Origin of the sequence: Actibacterium sp. MT2.3-13A, from assembly GCF_018139985.1 — a bacterium.
GTDB lineage: Bacteria > Pseudomonadota > Alphaproteobacteria > Rhodobacterales > Rhodobacteraceae > JAGSOU01.
Map to the genome: position 1 here is coordinate 89,102 of NZ_JAGSOU010000013.1, position 17,257 is coordinate 106,358.

The following is a 17,257-nucleotide window of genomic DNA, read 5'->3' on the forward strand; positions in this document are numbered from 1 at the left end:
AAAATCGGGGCAGCGCTGATAGGCAGGCATTGCCCTCCGGCAGGAGTATTTGGGCCAAGAAGAAGCGGGCGTCAGCGCGCCAGAAGCTCGGCCAGCGTCAGTGCCATGACCTTGGCGCTGTCCACCATGTCGTCGATGCCCACCCATTCGTCCGGCTGGTGGGCGAGGTCGAGAATGCCGGGGCCGTAGGCGATGCAATTGTGCAGCTTGCCAATCCGGTCGATGTGCTTTTGGTCATAGGTGCCGGGCGAGACCACGAACTCGGGCGCCTTGGCCAGCACCTTTTCGATGGCCCGGGCCACGGTGCGGACCACCGGCGCGTCGCGCTCGGTCATGGTGGGCTGCACCTCGAACAGGTCGCGGATCTCGTAGTCGAAGGCGGGGCGGCGCGCCTTGACGCGTTCCATCATCGCCGTGACCTCGGCCTTCACCTCCGCGATGTCCTCCTCGATCAGGAAGCGGCGGTCGAGCACGATGCGGCAGCGGTCGGCGACGCAGGGCGCGGGCAGGCCGGTATAGCCCGGCTCCTGCTCGGGCTCGCCGCCGTGGATGGCGTTGATGTTCAGCGTCGATTGCCGGGCGCCCTCGGGGACCACGGGCATCGCGGTATGTTTGCTGGCAAGCAGGGGGTAGAGGGTCGCCTCCATCTCCTCCAGCACCGCGCCCATGTGGCGGATGGCCGAATCGCCCAGGAAGGGCATCGAGCCATGCGCGATGCGCCCCTTGGTCTCCACCTCGGCCCACCAGACGCCGCGGTGGCCGAGGCAGATGCGGTCCTTGTTCAGCGGCTCCGGGATGATGACGTGCTGCACGCGCTCGGGCGCGAACCAGCCCTGTTCGGCCAGGTAGGCCACGCCGCCGTAGCCGCCCGATTCCTCGTCGGCCGTGGCGCTGATCTCGATCGCGCCGCGATAGCCGGGGCAGGCGGTGATGAAGGCCTCGGCGGCGATGACGGCGGCGGCCAGGCCGCCCTTCATGTCGCAGGCGCCGCGGCCGTAGACGCGCCCGTCCTTGACCACGCCGCCGAAGGGATCGACGCTCCAGCCATGCCCGACCTCGACCACGTCGTGATGCGCGTTGAAATGCACGCAGTCACCGGGGCCCGCGCCGCCGTGCCGGGCGACGAGGTTCCAGCGCGGGTGCCGGTCGCTGTCGGCCGGCGCGGCGGCCGCGCGGATCAGATCGACGGCGAAGCCCGCGCGCTCCAGCCGCGCGGCGAGGAAATCGCAGATCTCGCGGTAGTTCAGCCCGGGCGGGTTGAGCGTGGGAATGCGGATCAGATCGGCGCAGAGCGCGACCAGATTGTCGCGCCGCGCCTCGACTTCGGCGCTGAGCCTCTTGTCCAGATCCTCCGACATGCCGGCAGCCTAGCCGCGCGCGGCCTGTCCCACAATCCGCGATTGCGCGGCCGCGGCACGGAAATCTGTCATGGTGAAGCCCGCCCGGCCGGGCTATGACTGGTGCACTACAGGGGAGGGCCGGGGGATGGTCGCACTGATCCGCCTTGCCGTCGTCGGGCTGGTCGTTCTGACGGCGATCTATGTCATGGTCTCGCTCTACTCGCGCTCGGTGCGGCGGGAGAAGCTGGAGGGCTGGGCCGATGAACAGATCTCCGAGGGCCGCCTTGAGGAAAGCGACCGCGATGCCTTTATCGAAGAGGGGATGCGCGACTATGAGCACTCGCTACGCAGAAAGCTGATCCTCGGGGTCTATGTGGTGCCGATCATCGCGGTGATCCTTCTGGTTTACGTCACGAATTTCATGTGAGGTCGCATGGTTTACGTCAAATGGACCTTCCTGACGCTGCTGGCGCTCTTGGTCTTTGCCTTTTTCCACTACACGCTGCCGCAGCGCGATATCGTGCGCATTGCGGACACCTATGAGAAGCGGATCGATCCGGGCGGCAATGCGCTTTTCTGGGCCGACCCGCCGGTGGGGGCGGCCCAGACCGCGAACCGCGACGTGTTCTTCATCCAGGCGATCCGGCCCAATGGCCGCCCCATCGTCTATCGCAACGAGGACACCGGCTGGGGCTGGCCACCCTATTTCAAGCTCGACACCTCGAACCTGCAGGCCGAGGCGTCGGACCTGAAATCGACCAAGGACAACCCGCAATGGGTGGCGGTGCGCCACTACGGCTGGCGCAACGAGTTCCTGTCGATCTATCCCAATGCGGTCGGCGTGCGGCCGGTGGACGGGCCGGATGTGCGGCTCTTCCCCTGGCTGAACATCGTGATCCTGTCGCTGGTCGGGCTGGCCGCGCTGTTCCTGTGGCGGGTCTGGGCGCAGTTCCGGGAACGCACCATCGATCCGCTGTTCGCCGAGGCCGAGGAGACCTGGGACGCCGTGGACGAACGCGCCGACGCCGCGCGGGACCGCGCGCGGGGGCTGTGGCGGCGGCTCATGGACCGGCTGGGGCGGAAATAGGCTCCGGCAGTCCGGTGTTGGCATCTTGGCGATAAGGGCGGCGGCCGGCCCGAGGGGGGCGCGCCGCCATCATTGCAGAGAGGTGCCACCCCTACTCGCCGTAGGGCACCCAGATGTTCTTGACCTCGGTCGCCGCGCGCAGGAACTCGCGCCCCTCGCCCTGCGCGCCCATCCAGTCGCGCGCGCGGCCGTAATTCACCCATGTCCGTTTCAGGTTGTGGATCGAGGCCCTCTCGACCACCGCTGACAGTTCGGTGGAGGAGAAGCACCAGCAGGCATCCACATCCATGTGCCCCGCCAGCGCCGGAGCCAGCTCGGAATGCGATCCGGTGACGATGTTCACCACCCCCGCCGGCAGGTCCGAGGTATCGAGCACCTGGTAGAAATCGGTCGCGGCCAGCGGATAGGGCTCCGAGGGCACCAGCACGCAGGTATTGCCCATGGCGATCGCCGGCGCCATCAGCGAGACGAGCCCCAGCAGCGGCATCTCATCGGGGCAGAGCGCGCCGACCACACCCACCGGCGCGTTCATCGCCAGCGCCACGCCGCGGATCGGCACCGAATGCGCTGCGCCGTCGTATTTGTCGGCCCAGGCGGCATAGGTGAAAAGCCGCGCGATGGCGGCCTCCACCTCGGCGCGGGCGGATTTTTCCTGCTGGCCGGTCAGCCCGCGCAGCCGCTCGGTGAATTCGGCCGTCCGTGCCGAGAGGTTCTCGGCGATGTAATAGAGGATCTGCGCGCGCAGATGGCCGGTGGTCTTCGCCCAGCCCTTCGCGCCTTGCGCCGCCTCCACCGCGTTGCGGATGTCCTTGCGGTTGCCCAGGCCCACATGGCCCAGAAGCCGCCCGCGCGGGCTGTAAACGCTGCGCGAATAGCCGCCGTCGGGGCGCGCCTGCTTGCCTCCGACATAGAGCTTGGCTGTGCGGTCCAGCGGGTCGGCGACCTCGGGCTCCTCGGGCTTGCCCTCGGGCGGGATCTGTTTCAGCGGCTTTGTCGCGCCGCCGGCCCTGAGATAGGCATGCAGCCCCTCCCAGCCGCCCTCCCGGCCGAAACCGCTCTCGCGCATGCCGCCAAAGCCCGCGGCCGCGTCGAACAGGTTGGTGGCGTTCACCCAGACCACGCCCGCGACCAGCTTCGGCGCGATGTCGAGCGCGAGGTTCACGTTCTCGGTCCAGACGCTGGCGGCCAGCCCGTAGCGGGTGTTGTTGGCCAGCTGCACCGCCTCCGCGGGCGTGCGGAAGGTGGTGCCGACGAGAACGGGGCCGAAGATCTCCTCCTGCATCAGGGTCGAGGCCGGCGACAGGCCGGTGATCAGCGTCGGCGGGTAATAGCAACCCTCGGGCAGCGGCGCGGCGGAGCGATAGATCTCGCCCTCGGCCCCGCCCTCCTCGACCATTCTCGTGATGGTCTGCAACTGCACCGGGTCCACCACCGCGCCCACGTCGATGCATTTGTCCAGCGGGTCGCCGATGCGCAGCTTGTCCATCCGCGCCCTGAGCTTGTCGTAGAAACGCGGCGCGATGCCCTCCTGCACCAACAGGCGCGAGCCGGCGCAGCAGACCTGCCCCTGGTTGAACCAGATCGCATCGACCAGCCCCTCGACCGCCGAATCGATATCGGCGTCCTCGAAGACGATGTAGGGGGACTTACCCCCCAGTTCGAGCGTCAGCGCCTTGCCCGATCCGGCGGTGGCCGCGCGGATCTTTCGCCCCACCTCGGTCGAGCCGGTGAAGGCGATCTTGTCGATGCCGGGATGGTTCACGATCATCTCGCCCACCGCGCCTTCGCCGGTGACAATGTTGACCACGCCCCTGGGCAGCCCCGCCTCGCGGCAGATATCGGCGAACAGCAGCGCGCTCAGCGAGGTGTATTCGGCCGGCTTCAGCACCACCGTGTTGCCCGCCGCCAGTGCCGGCGCCACCTTCCACGCCAGCATCAGCAGCGGGAAGTTCCAGGGGATGATCTGGCCGCAGACCCCATGCGGCACATGGCCTGGCAGCTCGCTCTCCATCAGCTGCGCCAGCCCCGCGTGGTAATAGAAATGCCGGTGCACCAGCGGAATGTCGATGTCGCGGCTTTCGCGGATCGGCTTGCCGTTGTCCAGCGTCTCCAGAACCGCGAAGAGGCGCGCGTGTTTCTGGATCAGCCGCGCCAGCGCATAGAGGTATTTCGCCCGCCCATGCCCGCCGAGACGCGCCCATTTCGCCTGCGCCCTGCGCGCCGCCGCCACCGCGGCGTCCACATCCTCCCGCGTCGCCTGGCTCAGCGTCGCCAGAACCTCGCCGGTGGCCGGGTTGCGCGATTCGAACCCGTCGGTGGGGGCGGTGAACCGACCATCGATGAAATGGCCGAAGCGATCACCGCCATCCACCAGCCAGGCCAGCGCCTCGGCCGCGCTCTCCGGCGCGGGCCCGTATTCCATCGTCTCGAACAGCTCTTTCACGGTCATGGCTTCTTCTTGGCAAAAATACTCAAAATCCCTCCTGCCCCACGGGCGCTCAGCCCATCGGGTGGCGGTAGGCGGCCGAATACTGGCCGGTGACATGGTGTTCGAGCTGGCGCTCGATATCGCCCAGCAGCGACGAGGCGCCGAATCGGAACAGGTCGGGCTGCATCCAGCGGTCGCCCAGCTCCTCCTTCAGCAGCGCCAGATACACCAGCGCATCCTTGGCCTTGGAAATCCCTCCCGCGGGCTTGTATCCGACCCGGTGGCCGGTGCGCTCCCAGTAGTCGCGGATCGCCCGCATCATCACCAGGGAGACGGGCAGCGTGGCGTTCACCGTTTCCTTGCCGGTGGAGGTCTTGATGAAATCGGCGCCGGCCATCATGCACACCAGCGAGGCGCGGGCGACATTGCGCAGCGTGCCCAGCTCGCCGGTGGCGAGAATCGCCTTTACATGGGCCGCGCCGCAGGCCGCGCGGAACTCGCGCATCTCGTCATAGAGCGCCTGCCAGTCGCCCGACAGCACATGCCGGCGCGAGATCACGATGTCGATCTCGGAGGCGCCGGCCTTCACGCTTTCGCGGATCTCCTGCACCCGCAGCGGATAGGGCGAGAGGCCCGCGGGAAAGCCGGTGGAGACGGCCGCGACGGGAATCGCCGTGCCCTCCAGCGCCGCCACCGCCGGTTCCACCATCTCGTGATAGACGCAGACCGCGCCCACATGAATCGGCCCCATGCCCAGCGCGGCCAGCAGATCGGCGCGCACCGGCTGGCGGGCCTTGGCGCAGAGGCGGCGGACGCGCTCGGCGGTGTCGTCGCCCGAGAGCGTGGTCAGGTCGATGAGGGTGATCGCCTTCAGCAGCCAGGCCGCCTGGTGGTCCTTCTTGACCGACCGGCGTGCCGGCAGCGCGGCGGTGCGCCGCTCGATCGCGGAGGTGTTGGCCTGCTGGGCGCGCACCCAGTCCATGTCCAGCGCCATGCCCGGGTTGCGGGCATGGCCGAGCTGGGGCAGGGCCGCGGCTGCGGGGCTGTGGTCGAGGGTCTGCGGATCGCTCTGCACGGGCCGGGCCTCCCATCCGATGCCGGTAAAAACTGGCACGCGCGGCAGGGCTTGGCAAGCGCGCCGCCGCGGCAACCCGGGGCGTGTCGATGCGCGGATGCGCCGCGCGGCATCAGCCGGCCGCGTCTCGGTTCGTCGGATGGTTTGGGAATTTGGTGGAGCCTAGGGGGGTCGAACCCCTGACCTCTTGCATGCCATGCAAGCGCTCTCCCAACTGAGCTAAGGCCCCATCGTGGTGCAGGCTGTCTGCCTTGCCCGCGTGTATCTAGGGAAGCGCGCGGGGGGATGCAAGCGAAAAAATGCCCCCGCGCGCCAGGTCAGTTTTCTTCGTCGTCCGAGGACACGTCGGCAATGTCATCGAGCGAGACATTGTCGTCATCCTCGTCGTCCAGAACGTCATCGTCCAGGTCCACGTCGCCGTCGTCGAGAACCGCTTCGTCTTCCAGTTCCTCGGCCGGGGCGGCCTTGGCCTTGGCTGCGGATTTGTCGGCAACCAGCGTGCGGCTGATGCCCGAGTTCAGGCTTTCCAGCGTGAAGCTGTGGGCGCAGGACGGGCAGGTCATCGGGTCGCGCTGAAGGTCATAAAAACGCACCGAACATTTCGGGCAGACGCGCTTTACACCCCATTCTTCCTTGGGCATGAATATCCCCTTACATCGTCGTCATGAGAACTCAGTCGCAGCCAACTGCCACAACAGCCCCAAGGTGTCAAAGCCCTTTTTGAAAAGGCCGCGGGCCGTCGGCGGCAGGGGGCCGGGGCGTGGGAAAAGGACAAGGCATGCCAACTGCCCAGCTTCCCGGCGCGCCGCCGGTCGAGATCACCCTGCGCCGCTCGGCCCGCGCGCGGCGCTATTCGCTGCGGGTATCGCAGCTCGACGGTCGGGTGACGCTGACCCTGCCGCGCGGCGCACCGCTGGATGAGGGTATGGCCTTCGCCCGCGAAAAGGCGGGCTGGATCCGCGCCCAGCTGGCCGCGCAGCCCGCTGTCGCGCCGGTGGAAATCGGCGGCGCGGTGCCCTTCGAAGGGGCGACGCTGCCGATCGTGGCGGCGCGGCGGCGCGGCGTGGCACTGATCGGCGGGCAGCTGGAGGTGCCGGACGATCCGGGGCGCGTGGGGCCGCGGGTGCAGGTCTTCCTGAAGGAGCAGGCGCGCGGGCGGCTGGCCGCGGCCTCCGACCGCCACGCGGCGGCGCTGGGCCGGGATTATGGGCGGCTCACCCTGCGCGACACGCGGTCGCGCTGGGGGTCGTGCTCGTCGCGCGGGGATCTGATGTATTCCTGGCGGCTGGTCATGGCCCCGCCCGAGGTGCTGGATTACGTCGTCGCGCACGAGGTGGCGCATCTGGCCGAGATGAACCATTCCCCCGCCTTCTGGGCGCTGGTCGAGCGGCTCTGCCCCGGGCACCGGGCGCCGCGGGCCTGGCTGCGGGCGCATGGCGCGCTGCTGCACCGGGTGCGTTTTGGCGATTGACGGCGCGCGCGGTTTTGTGATCACAGTCTCGACATGCTTCAGAATCCCCGTCCCCTCGACCCCGGCGCCTCGGCGCATGAGCAACTTTACCGCACGCTGCGCAGCCAGATCATGCATGGCGAGCTGACCCCGGGCGCGGCGCTGACCCTGCGCGGGATCGGCGCGCAATTCGGCGTGTCGATGACGCCGGCGCGCGAGGCGGTGCGCCGGCTGGTGGCCGAGGGCGCGCTGACGCTTTCGTCCTCGGGCCGGGTCAGCACGCCCGAGCTGTCGAACGAGCGGATCGAGGAACTGGCTGCCCTGCGCGCGCTGCTGGAGCCGGAGCTTGCGTCCCGCGCCCTGCCGCGCGCCCATATCGCGCTGATCGAGCGGCTGCAGACCATCAACGCCAATATCGCCGAGGTGGTCAGCCGCAAGGACGCCGTGGGCTATATCCGGACCAACCTGGAGTTTCACCGCGCGCTCTATCTGCGCGCCCAGGCGCCGGCGATGCTGGCCATGGTGGAGACCGTCTGGTTGCAGCTGGGCCCGACCATGCGCGCGCTTTACGGCCGGCTGGGCCGCACCGAGCCGCCGCAGCATCACCGCATGATCCTGGCCGCGCTGAAGGCCGGCGACGAGCCAGCGCTGCGCCTGTCGGTGCGCACCGACGTGACGCAGGGGCTGCGGATGCTGGCGGCATGAGAAAGGGGCCTTTCGGCCCGTGAAGGGGGCTTTCCGCCCCCCTCTTGCCCCTCGCGGGGCAATTCACCCCCCGAGGATATTTGTCGCCAGAAGAAGGCGGGTCAGGCGTGGATGGCGCCGTCGCCGCAGGCGAGCGCCGCCTCGCGCACCGCTTCGGAATAGGTGGGGTGGGCGTGGCAGGTCAGCGCCAGGTCCTGGGCCGAGGCGCCGAATTCCATCGCCACGCAGATCTCGTGGATCAGTTCGCCCGCCGAGGGGCCGATGATATGGGCGCCGAGGATGCGGTCGGTCTGCTTGTCGGCGAGGATCTTGACGAAGCCCTCGCCCTGGAACACGGCCTTGGCGCGGCCGTTGCCCATGAAGGAGAACTTGCCTGTCTTGTAGGCGCGGCCCTCTTCCTTGAGCTGCTGCTCGGTAACGCCCACCGAGGCGACCTCGGGGGTGGTGTAGATCACGCCGGGGATGACGCCGTAGTTCACATGCCCGTGCTTGCCTGCGATCACTTCGGCCACGGCCATGCCCTCGTCCTCGGCCTTGTGGGCGAGCATGGGGCCCTCGATCGCGTCGCCGATGGCGTAGATGCCCTTGACGGAGGTCGCCCAGTGCGCGTCGGTCTTGATCTGGCCGCGGGGCAGGGTCTCGAGGCCCAGGCCTTCGAGGCCGAGCCCGTCGGTGTAGGGCTTGCGGCCCGTGGCGACCAGCACCACGTCGGCATCGATCTGATGCGCGCTGTCGTCCTTGCGGAGCTTGTAGCTGACCTTGGCCTTGGTCTTCAGGGTTTCGACGCCCTGCACGGCCGCGCCCATGATGAAGTCAAGGCCCTGTTTTTTCAGGATTCTCTGGAAGGTGCGCTGGACCTCGGCATCCATGCCGGGGGTGATGGAGTCGAGGTATTCGACCACCGTGACCTCGGCGCCGAGGCGGGCATAGACCGAGCCCATCTCCAGCCCGATGACGCCGGCGCCGATGACCACCAGCTTCCTGGGGATCTTCGGCAGCGACAGCGCGCCGGTGGAGGTGACGACGACCTTCTCGTCGATCTCGACGCCTGGCAGGGAGGAGGGCGCGGAGCCGGTGGCGATGACGATGTTCCTGGCGTTGTGCACCGTGTCGCCGACCTTGACCTGGCCCGCGGCGGGGATGGAGCCCCAGCCCTTGAGCCAGTCCACCTTGTTCTTCTTGAACAGGAATTCGATGCCCTTGGTGTTCTGGCCGATAACGTCGTCCTTGTAGGCGAGCATCTGTTTCCAGTCGACCTTGGGGGCGGCGCCGGTGAGGCCCATGGCGGCGAAGTTGTGCTCGGCCTCGTGCAGGGAATGGGTGGCGTGCAGCAGCGCCTTGGACGGGATGCAGCCGACGTTGAGGCAGGTGCCGCCGAGGCTGTCGCGGCCCTCGACGCAGGCGGTTTTCAGGCCCAGCTGGGCGCAGCGGATGGCGCAGACATAGCCGCCGGGGCCGCCGCCGATCACGATCACATCATAGTCTGCCATGGGGTGTCTCCCTTTGCCCGGTTCGGGCGGTCTGAATTCCATATGATGCTCATATGACCTGCATATGAGTTTTATGGCCGATGGGGAGGGGGCTGTCTGCCCCCTCTTGCCCCGGCGGGCCGGGGCAATTCACCCCCGAGGATATTTCGGGCCAGAAGAAGGGCCGCTCCCCGGGGGGGGGCGCGATCACAGATCCATCAGCAGGCGGCGCGGATCCTCGAGCGCGTCCTTGACGCGGACGAGGAAGGTCACGGCGCCCTTGCCGTCGACGATGCGGTGGTCGTAGCTAAGCGCCAGATACATCATCGGGCGGATCACCACCTGGCCGTTGATGGCCACGGGGCGGTCCTGGATCTTGTGCATGCCGAGGATGCCCGATTGCGGCGGGTTCAGGATCGGCGAGGACATCAGCGAGCCGTAGACGCCGCCGTTGGAGATGGTGAAGGTGCCGCCCTGCATCTCGGCCATCGAGAGCTTGCCGTCGCGGGCGCGGCGGCCCTTTTCGGCGATGGCCTTCTCGATTTCGGCGAAGGACATGCGGTCGGCATCGCGGATCACCGGCACCACGAGGCCCTGCGGTGTGCCGGCGGCGATGCCCATGTGGACGTAGTTCTTGTAGACGATGTCGGTGCCGTCGATCTCGGCGTTGACCTCCGGCACTTCCTTCAGCGCGTGGCAGCAGGCCTTGGTGAAGAAGGACATGAAGCCGAGGCGCGCGCCGTGCTTCTTCTCGAAGATGTCCTTGTATTCATTGCGCAGTTCCATGACCGCGGTCATGTCCACCTCGTTGTAGGTGGTCAGGATGGCGGCGGTGTTCTGTGCGTCCTTGAGCCGGCGGGCGATGGTCTGGCGCAGGCGGGTCATCTTGACCCGCTCCTCGCGCGCGGCGTCCACGGCGGCGACGGGCGCGCGCGGCGCGGCGGCGGGGGCCGGGGCCGCGGCCGGCGCGGTGGCGGCCACGGCGGCCCTGAGCACGTCTTCCTTCATGATGCGGCCGTCGCGGCCGCTGCCCTGCACCTGATCGGGCGAGAGGCCCTTTTCGGCCATCAGCTTGGTGGCCGAGGGGGCGTTCTCGACATCCGCGGCGGCGGCGGGCGCCGGGGCGGGGGTAGCGGCGGCCGGGGCCGGGGCAACGGCGGCGCCTGTGCCGGCGCTCAGGACGCCGAGCCTGCCGCCGGCGGCGACGGTGGCGCCCTCGGGGGCGAGGATCTCGGTCAGCACGCCCGCGGCGGGGGCCGGGACCTCGACCGAGACCTTGTCGGTCTCAAGTTCGCAGAGCATCTCGTCCTGGGCGACGGTGTCACCGACCTTCTTGAACCAGGTCGAGACCGTGGCCTCGGTCACGCTTTCGCCGAGGGTGGGCACCATCACGTCGACCGCAGCCGCGGACGGGGCGACGGCGGGCTTGGTCGCGGGGGCGGCGGCGCCTTCGGCGATGGTGGCCAGCAGCGCATCGACGCCGACGGTCTCGCCCTCGGCGGCGACGATTTCGCCCAAGGTCCCGGCGGCGGGCGAGGGCACCTCGACCGTCACCTTGTCGGTTTCCAGCTCGCACAGCATCTCGTCGACGGCGACGGCATCGCCGGGCTTCTTGAACCAGGTCGCGACCGTGGCTTCGGTGACGCTTTCGCCCAGGGTGGGCACGCGGACTTCGGTAGACATGGGCTTACTTCCCTTCGATGGTCAGCGCTTCGTTCACGAGCGCCTCTTGCTGTGCCTTGTGGTTGCTGGCCAGACCCGTGGCGGGCGAGGCCGATGCGGCGCGGCCGACGTAGCGCGGGCGCTGGTGCTTGGCGCCGATGCGGGTGAGCGCCCATTCGAGGTTGGGCTCGATGAAGCTCCAGGCGCCCTGGTTCTTGGGCTCTTCCTGGCACCAGACCATTTCCGCGCCCTTGAAGCGCTCAAGCTCCTTCACCAGCGACATGGCCGGGAAGGGGTAGAACTGTTCGAGCCGCAGCAGGTAGACGTCGTCGATGCCGCGGGCGTCGCGCTCCTCGAGCAGGTCGTAATAGACCTTGCCCGAGCAGATCACCACGCGCCGGATCTTTTCGTCGGCGGCCAGCTTGGTGTCGGAATGGCCATATTCGGCATCGTCCCACAGCACCCGGTGGAAGGAGGAGCCGGTGGTGAAGTCCTGCGCGTCCGAGATGCAGAGCTTGTGGCGCAGCAGCGATTTCGGCGTCATCAGGACCAGCGGCTTGCGGAAGCTGCGGTGCAGCTGGCGGCGCAGGATGTGGAAATAGTTCGCCGGCGTCGAGCAGTTGGCGACGATCCAGTTGTCCTCGGCGCAGAGCTGCAGGAAGCGCTCCAGCCGGGCCGAGCTGTGCTCGGGGCCCTGGCCCTCGAAGCCATGCGGCAGCAGCATGACGAGGCCGGACATGCGCAGCCACTTGCGCTCGCCCGAGGAGATGAACTGGTCGAACATGATCTGCGCGCCGTTGGCGAAATCGCCGAACTGGGCCTCCCACATCACCAGGGCGTTGGGCTCGGCCAGCGAATAGCCATACTCGAACCCCAGCACCGCGTATTCCGAGAGCATCGAGTCGATGACCTCGTAGCGGGCCTGCCCGTCGCGGATGTGGTTTAGCGGGTAGTAGCGCTCTTCGGTGTCCTGGTTGATCAGCGCCGAGTGTCGCTGCGAGAAGGTCCCGCGGGTGCTGTCCTGTCCGGACAGCCGCACCGGGTAGCCCTCGGTCAGCAGCGAGCCGAAGGCCAGCGCCTCGGCCGTCGCCCAGTCGAAGCCCTTGCCGGTCTCGAACATCTGCTGCTTGGTTTCCAGCAGGCGCGCCACGGTCTTGTGGATCGGGAAGCCCTCGGGGGCGCGGGTCAGCGCGGCGCCGACCTCGGCCAGGGTCTCGGGCTTGATGGCGGTTTCGCCGCGCTGGTATTCCTCGCCCTCGCGGTTGAGATGCGACCAGCGCCCGTCCAGCCAGTCGGCCTTGTTGGGCTTGAAGTCCTTGCCGGCCTCGAACTCCTCGTTCAGATGGGCCTGGAAGGCGGCCTTCATATCCTCGATCTCGCCCTCGGGGATCAGCCCGTCGGCCACCAGCCGGTCGGTGTAGAGCTGGAGCGTGGTCTTGTGCTTCTTGATCCGCTTGTACATCAGCGGGTTGGTGAACATGGGCTCGTCGCCCTCGTTGTGACCGAACCGGCGATAGCAGAAGATGTCGATGACCACGTCCTTGTGGAACTTCTGCCGGAACTCGGTGGCCACCTTGGCGGCGTGGACCACGGCCTCGGGGTCGTCGCCGTTGACGTGGAAGATCGGCGCCTCGACCATCAGCGCGATGTCCGTCGGATAGGGCGAGGAACGCGAGAAATGCGGCGCGGTGGTGAAGCCGATCTGGTTGTTCACCACGATGTGGATGGTGCCGCCGGTGCGGTGGCCCACCAGCCCCGACATGCCGAAACATTCGGCCACCACGCCCTGGCCCGCGAAGGCCGCGTCGCCGTGCAGCAGCACGGGGATCACGCTGTGGCGGGTGGGATCGTTGTCCTGGGACTGCTTGGCCCGCGCCTTGCCCAGCACCACCGGGTTCACCGCCTCGAGGTGGCTGGGGTTGGCGGTCAGGCTGAGGTGCACCTTGTTGCCGTCGAATTCACGGTCCGAGGAGGCGCCGAGGTGGTATTTCACGTCGCCCGATCCGTCCACGTCCTCGGGCTTGAAGCTGCCGCCCTGGAATTCGTTGAAGATCGCGCGGTAGGGCTTGCCCATCACGTTGGCCAGCACGCTGAGGCGGCCGCGGTGGGGCATGCCGATGACGATCTCCTTGACCCCCAGCGCGCCGCCGCGCTTGATGATCTGCTCCATCGCGGGGATCAGCGCCTCGCCGCCGTCGAGGCCGAAGCGCTTGGTGCCCATGTATTTGACGTGCAGGAATTTCTCGAAGCCCTCGGCTTCGACCAGCTTGTTGAGGATTGCGCGGCGGCCTTCGCGGGTGAAGGTGATTTCCTTGCCGAAGCCCTCGATCCGCTCCTTCAGCCAGGCGGATTGCTCGGGGTCGGAGATGTGCATGTATTGCAGCGCGAAGGTGCCGCAATAGGTGCGCTTCACAATGTCGAGGATCTCGCGCATCGAGGCGAATTGCAGGCCGAGCACGTTGTCGATGAAGATCGGCCGGTCCATGTCGGCCTCGGTGAAGCCGTAGGAGCGCGCGTCGAGCTCGGGGTGCAGGGTCTCGTTGCTCAGGCCCAGCGGGTCGAGATCGGCCACCAGGTGGCCGCGGATGCGGTAGGCGCGGATCAGCATCAGCGCGCGGATCGAATCCAGCACGGCGCGCTTGACCTGCTCCTCGGAGACCGGGACGCCCTTCTCGGCGGCCTTCTCCCTGATCTTCTTGGCGGCGCCCTTGGCCTCGGCCGGGGCGGCGGCGGGCCATTCGCCGGTCAGGGCGGCGGTCAGGTCATCGGCGGGCTGCGGCGGCCAGTCGGTGCGCGCCCAGGAGGGGCCGGAGGCCTCTTTCTTCACATCCACCTCTGTGTCGCCGAGCGCGCGGAAGAACTCCTGCCAGCCCTCATCGACGGCCTTGGGGTCGTTGGCGTATCGGGCATAGAGCTGTTCGAGATATTCGGCGTTCTGCCCCTGCATGAACGAAGAGGCGTGGAACTGGTCGTTGGGGCTTTGGTCCGTCATTGGATGCACCTGACTGGGTATGGGCCGCGCCCCCGCGGGGGCGCGGAAGGTTCGCTTGTGTCAGCCGATCGCCTTGAGCACGGCCTCGCCCAGCCCCGCGGGGCTGTCGGCGACCACGATGCCGGCCGATTTCATGGCCTCGATCTTGTCCTCGGCGCCGCCCTTGCCGCCGGCGACGATGGCGCCCGCGTGGCCCATGCGGCGGCCCGGAGGCGCGGTGCGCCCGGCGATGAAGCCCGCGCAGGGCTTGGAGCGGCCGCGCTTGGCCTCGTCCTTGAGGAACTGCGCGGCCTCTTCCTCGGCCGAGCCGCCGATCTCGCCGATCATGATGATCGACTGGGTTTCCGGGTCGGCCAGGAACATCTCCAGCACGTCGATATGCTCGGTGCCCTTGATCGGGTCGCCGCCGATGCCCACCGCGGTGGACTGGCCGAGGCCGGAATCGGAGGTCTGCTTGACCGCCTCATAGGTCAGCGTGCCCGAGCGCGACACCACGCCGACCGAGCCGCGCTTGTGGATGTGGCCGGGCATGATGCCGATCTTGCAGGCGTCGGGGGTGATGACGCCCGGGCAGTTGGGGCCGATCAGCGTGGTTTTCGAGCCTTCGAGCGCGCGCTTGACGGTCATCATGTCCAGCACCGGGATACCCTCGGTGATGCAGACGACCAGCTCCATCCCGGCGTCGATCGCCTCGAGGATCGAGTCGGCGGCGAAGGGCGGCGGCACATAGATGACCGAGGCGTTGGCCCCGGTCACGGATTTGGCCTCGTGCACCGAGTTGAAGACCGGCAGGCCCAGGTGGCTCTGCCCGCCCTTGCCCGGCGTCACGCCGCCGACCATCCTGGTGCCATAGGCGATCGCCTGTTCGGAGTGGAAGGTGCCCTGGCTTCCGGTGAAGCCCTGGCAGATGACCTTGGTGTTTTCGTCAACAAGAACAGCCATTCGACTTACCCCTTCACCGCTTTGACGACTTTTTCTGCCGCGTCGGACAGGTTGTCGGCTGCAATCACGTTCAGGCCGGAGGTGTTGATGATCTCCTTGCCCTTCTCGACATTGGTGCCCTCCAGGCGGACGACCAGCGGAACCTCGAGGCCGACCTCCTTGACTGCGGCGACCACGCCCTCGGCGATCACGTCGCAGCGCATGATGCCGCCGAAGATGTTGACGAGGATGCCTTTGACGTTGGGGTCGGAGGTGATGATTTTGAACGCCTCGGTGACCTTCTCCTTGGTCGCGCCGCCGCCCACGTCGAGGAAGTTGGCGGGCTCAGCGCCGTAGAGCTTGATGATGTCCATCGTCGCCATGGCGAGGCCCGCGCCGTTCACCATGCAGCCGATCTCGCCATCGAGCGCGATGTAGTTGAGATCGTATTTCGAGGCGGCGAGTTCCTTGGGATCCTCCTCCGTCTCGTCGCGCAGCGCGAAGACATCCTCGTGGCGGTAGAGCGCGTTGCCGTCGAAGCCCATCTTGCAGTCGAGGCATTTCAGGTCGCCCGCGTCGGTGACGATCAGCGGGTTGATCTCCAGCAGCTCGACATCCTTGTCGGTGAAGAGCTGGTAGAGCTGGCCCAGCAGCCTGACGCATTGCTTGACCTGCTGCCCTTCGAGCCCGAGCGCGAAGGCGACGCGGCGGCCGTGGAAGCCCTGGTAGCCGGTGGCCGGGTCGATGGCGAAGGTCAGGATCTTTTCGGGGGTGGAGGCGGCGACCTCCTCGATGTCCATGCCGCCCTCGGTCGAGCAGACGACCGAGATGCGCGAGGACTGGCGATCGACCAGCAGCGCGAGGTAAAGCTCGCGCTCGATCTCCGAGCCGTCCTCGATATAGACGCGGTTGACCTGCTTGCCGGCGGGGCCGGTCTGGTGCGTGACCAGCGTGCGGCCGAGCATCTTGCGGGCTTCCTCGGCGGCCTCTTCGACCGACTTGGCCAGGCGCACGCCACCCTTTTCGCCCGCTTCGGCCTCCTTGAAGGAGCCCTTGCCGCGGCCGCCGGCGTGGATCTGCGCCTTCACCACCCAAAGCGGGCCGTCGAGCTCGCCGGCGATGGTCTTGGCCTCTTCGGCGCGGGTCACGACATGGCCGTCGGAAACCGGGGCGCCGTAGTCACGAAGGAGAGCCTTCGCCTGGTATTCATGAATGTTCATGAAACTGTCCCATGCTGCTATCGTCGCGGCCCTTTAATCACGGGCGCGCGGGGGGCCCAATGGTTTTCGCCATCGGCGGGGGGAATTGGGGGCAATAAGTCCGATTTGTGATCACATGATTTTCAGGTGTGATCACAAACGGGATCGGTGCCCGTGCCGGGATTGATTCGCAGGGGTCAGGGACGCAGCGGAACCGGCGCAACGGTCCGGGGAAGGCGGGGCCGGATCAACAGGGCGGGGCTCTGCCCTCGGTGCCCGGCGGCAGCGGTTTGCGCAGCGGCCCGGGCCGGCCGGATCATCCGCGCCCAAGCGCAAAGAAAAGGCGATTGTATATTTGACAAACCCAACTGAGATTCCTATATTGGAGTCAGAGAGTTGAGGGAAATGTCATGTCCGTTCTGTCCAAACCGTATATGCACGATGAGGCCGAGGCGTTTAAGCACGTCGAAAGCATCATCTGGCCGAATGGTCCGGTTTGCCCGCATTGCGGCGTGGTGGATCGTGCCTACCGCCTTGAAGGCGTCCGCACGAAGCCGAGCAGGAAGCATCCCGAGGGCAAGGTGCGCCACGGCCTGTGGAAGTGCCGTGAGTGCCGCAAACAGTTCACCGTCCGTAAGGGCACCATCTTCGAAGACAGCCACATTGAAATGTATAAGTGGATCCAAGCCATTCACCTGATGGTATCCAGCAAGAAGGGCATCAGCAGCCACCAGCTTCACCGCGTTCTGGAAATCACCCACAAAAGCGCCTGGTTCATGTCTCACCGCATCCGCGAAGCCATGCGCTCCGATGGTAATGTCGATTTCGGCTGACCTGCCCCCCGGTGGTCCCTCGTTCATAACGAGAGTCTGCGGGTTTGGGATTGGTAGTTGGGTTGGTCGGTTTGGGCAAGCGCGCCGGGAGCGGAG

At 67.4% G+C, this 17,257-nt stretch carries 13 protein-coding genes, 1 tRNA gene and 1 pseudogene; 5 read left to right on the forward strand and 10 right to left on the reverse strand.

Annotated elements, in window-relative coordinates; all coding sequences use genetic code 11:
* Positions 1–71: 71 nt before the first annotated feature.
* Positions 72–1,358, reverse strand: coding sequence for an acetylornithine deacetylase/succinyl-diaminopimelate desuccinylase family protein (locus tag KCI33_RS12820; RefSeq protein ID WP_212525193.1), 1,287 nt, complete (start codon positions 1,356–1,358; stop codon positions 72–74).
* A gap of 127 nt (positions 1,359–1,485) precedes the next feature.
* On the opposite strand from KCI33_RS12820, the gene KCI33_RS12825 reads away from it, so the two are divergent.
* Together KCI33_RS12825 and KCI33_RS12830 are read left to right on the forward strand one after the other, a co-directional pair.
* Complete coding sequence (locus KCI33_RS12825) at positions 1,486–1,767, forward strand: hypothetical protein (protein ID WP_212525194.1); 282 nt, start codon at positions 1,486–1,488, stop codon at positions 1,765–1,767.
* Positions 1,768–1,773: 6 nt separating this feature from the next.
* On the forward strand, positions 1,774–2,427 hold the full coding sequence (locus tag KCI33_RS12830) for a DUF1523 family protein (protein WP_212525195.1): 654 nt from the start codon (positions 1,774–1,776) through the stop codon (positions 2,425–2,427).
* Between the two features lie 91 nt (positions 2,428–2,518).
* On the opposite strand, the gene KCI33_RS12835 is transcribed toward KCI33_RS12830, so the two are convergent.
* The 4 genes from KCI33_RS12835 to KCI33_RS12850 form a co-directional block, all read right to left on the reverse strand.
* Entirely contained in the window at positions 2,519–4,876 is a 2,358-nt protein-coding gene (locus KCI33_RS12835; protein WP_212525196.1) for an aldehyde dehydrogenase family protein, read from the reverse strand.
* Between the two features lie 49 nt (positions 4,877–4,925).
* The gene (gene deoC / locus KCI33_RS12840; protein WP_349252208.1) at positions 4,926–5,930 is read right to left on the reverse strand and encodes a deoxyribose-phosphate aldolase; all 1,005 of its coding nucleotides are present in this window, start codon (positions 5,928–5,930) and stop codon (positions 4,926–4,928) included.
* Positions 5,931–6,083: 153 nt separating this feature from the next.
* Positions 6,084–6,159 (reverse strand) — tRNA-Ala (locus KCI33_RS12845).
* 88 nt (positions 6,160–6,247) lie between these two features.
* Positions 6,248–6,571: a TIGR02300 family protein gene (locus tag KCI33_RS12850; RefSeq protein WP_212525197.1), complete on the reverse strand. Its 324-nt coding sequence runs from the start codon at positions 6,569–6,571 to the stop codon at positions 6,248–6,250.
* Between the two features lie 137 nt (positions 6,572–6,708).
* On the opposite strand from KCI33_RS12850, the gene KCI33_RS12855 reads away from it, so the two are divergent.
* Complete coding sequence (locus KCI33_RS12855; RefSeq protein ID WP_212525198.1) at positions 6,709–7,401, forward strand: SprT family zinc-dependent metalloprotease; 693 nt, start codon at positions 6,709–6,711, stop codon at positions 7,399–7,401.
* 33 nt (positions 7,402–7,434) lie between these two features.
* The gene (locus KCI33_RS12860; RefSeq protein ID WP_212525199.1) at positions 7,435–8,085 is read left to right on the forward strand and encodes a GntR family transcriptional regulator; all 651 of its coding nucleotides are present in this window, start codon (positions 7,435–7,437) and stop codon (positions 8,083–8,085) included.
* A gap of 101 nt (positions 8,086–8,186) precedes the next feature.
* Here KCI33_RS12860 and lpdA read toward each other — a convergent pair whose 3' ends face one another.
* The 5 genes from lpdA to sucC all read right to left on the reverse strand — a co-directional run bounded on the left by lpdA (position 8,187) and on the right by sucC (position 16,349).
* Positions 8,187–9,575 carry a dihydrolipoyl dehydrogenase gene (gene lpdA / locus KCI33_RS12865; RefSeq protein WP_212525200.1) on the reverse strand — a complete coding sequence of 463 codons (1,389 nt, stop codon included), beginning with the start codon at positions 9,573–9,575 and terminating at the stop codon, positions 8,187–8,189.
* A gap of 186 nt (positions 9,576–9,761) precedes the next feature.
* On the reverse strand, positions 9,762–11,237 hold the full coding sequence (gene odhB, locus KCI33_RS12870) for a 2-oxoglutarate dehydrogenase complex dihydrolipoyllysine-residue succinyltransferase (protein ID WP_212525201.1): 1,476 nt from the start codon (positions 11,235–11,237) through the stop codon (positions 9,762–9,764).
* 4 nt (positions 11,238–11,241) lie between these two features.
* Positions 11,242–14,208 (reverse strand): 2-oxoglutarate dehydrogenase E1 component, encoded by a 2,967-nt coding sequence (locus tag KCI33_RS12875; RefSeq protein ID WP_212525202.1) that lies wholly within the window; start codon positions 14,206–14,208, stop codon positions 11,242–11,244.
* A gap of 60 nt (positions 14,209–14,268) precedes the next feature.
* Positions 14,269–15,150, reverse strand: coding sequence for a succinate--CoA ligase subunit alpha (gene sucD, locus KCI33_RS12880; RefSeq protein ID WP_212525203.1), 882 nt, complete (start codon positions 15,148–15,150; stop codon positions 14,269–14,271).
* Between the two features lie 5 nt (positions 15,151–15,155).
* Positions 15,156–16,349: an ADP-forming succinate--CoA ligase subunit beta gene (gene sucC, locus KCI33_RS12885; RefSeq protein ID WP_212525204.1), complete on the reverse strand. Its 1,194-nt coding sequence runs from the start codon at positions 16,347–16,349 to the stop codon at positions 15,156–15,158.
* A 389-nt stretch (positions 16,350–16,738) separates the two neighbouring features.
* On the opposite strand from sucC, the pseudogene KCI33_RS12890 reads away from it, so the two are divergent.
* A pseudogene (locus KCI33_RS12890) lies at positions 16,739–17,143 on the forward strand (IS1595 family transposase); the annotation flags it as partial.
* Between the last annotated feature and the right edge of the window lie 114 nt (positions 17,144–17,257).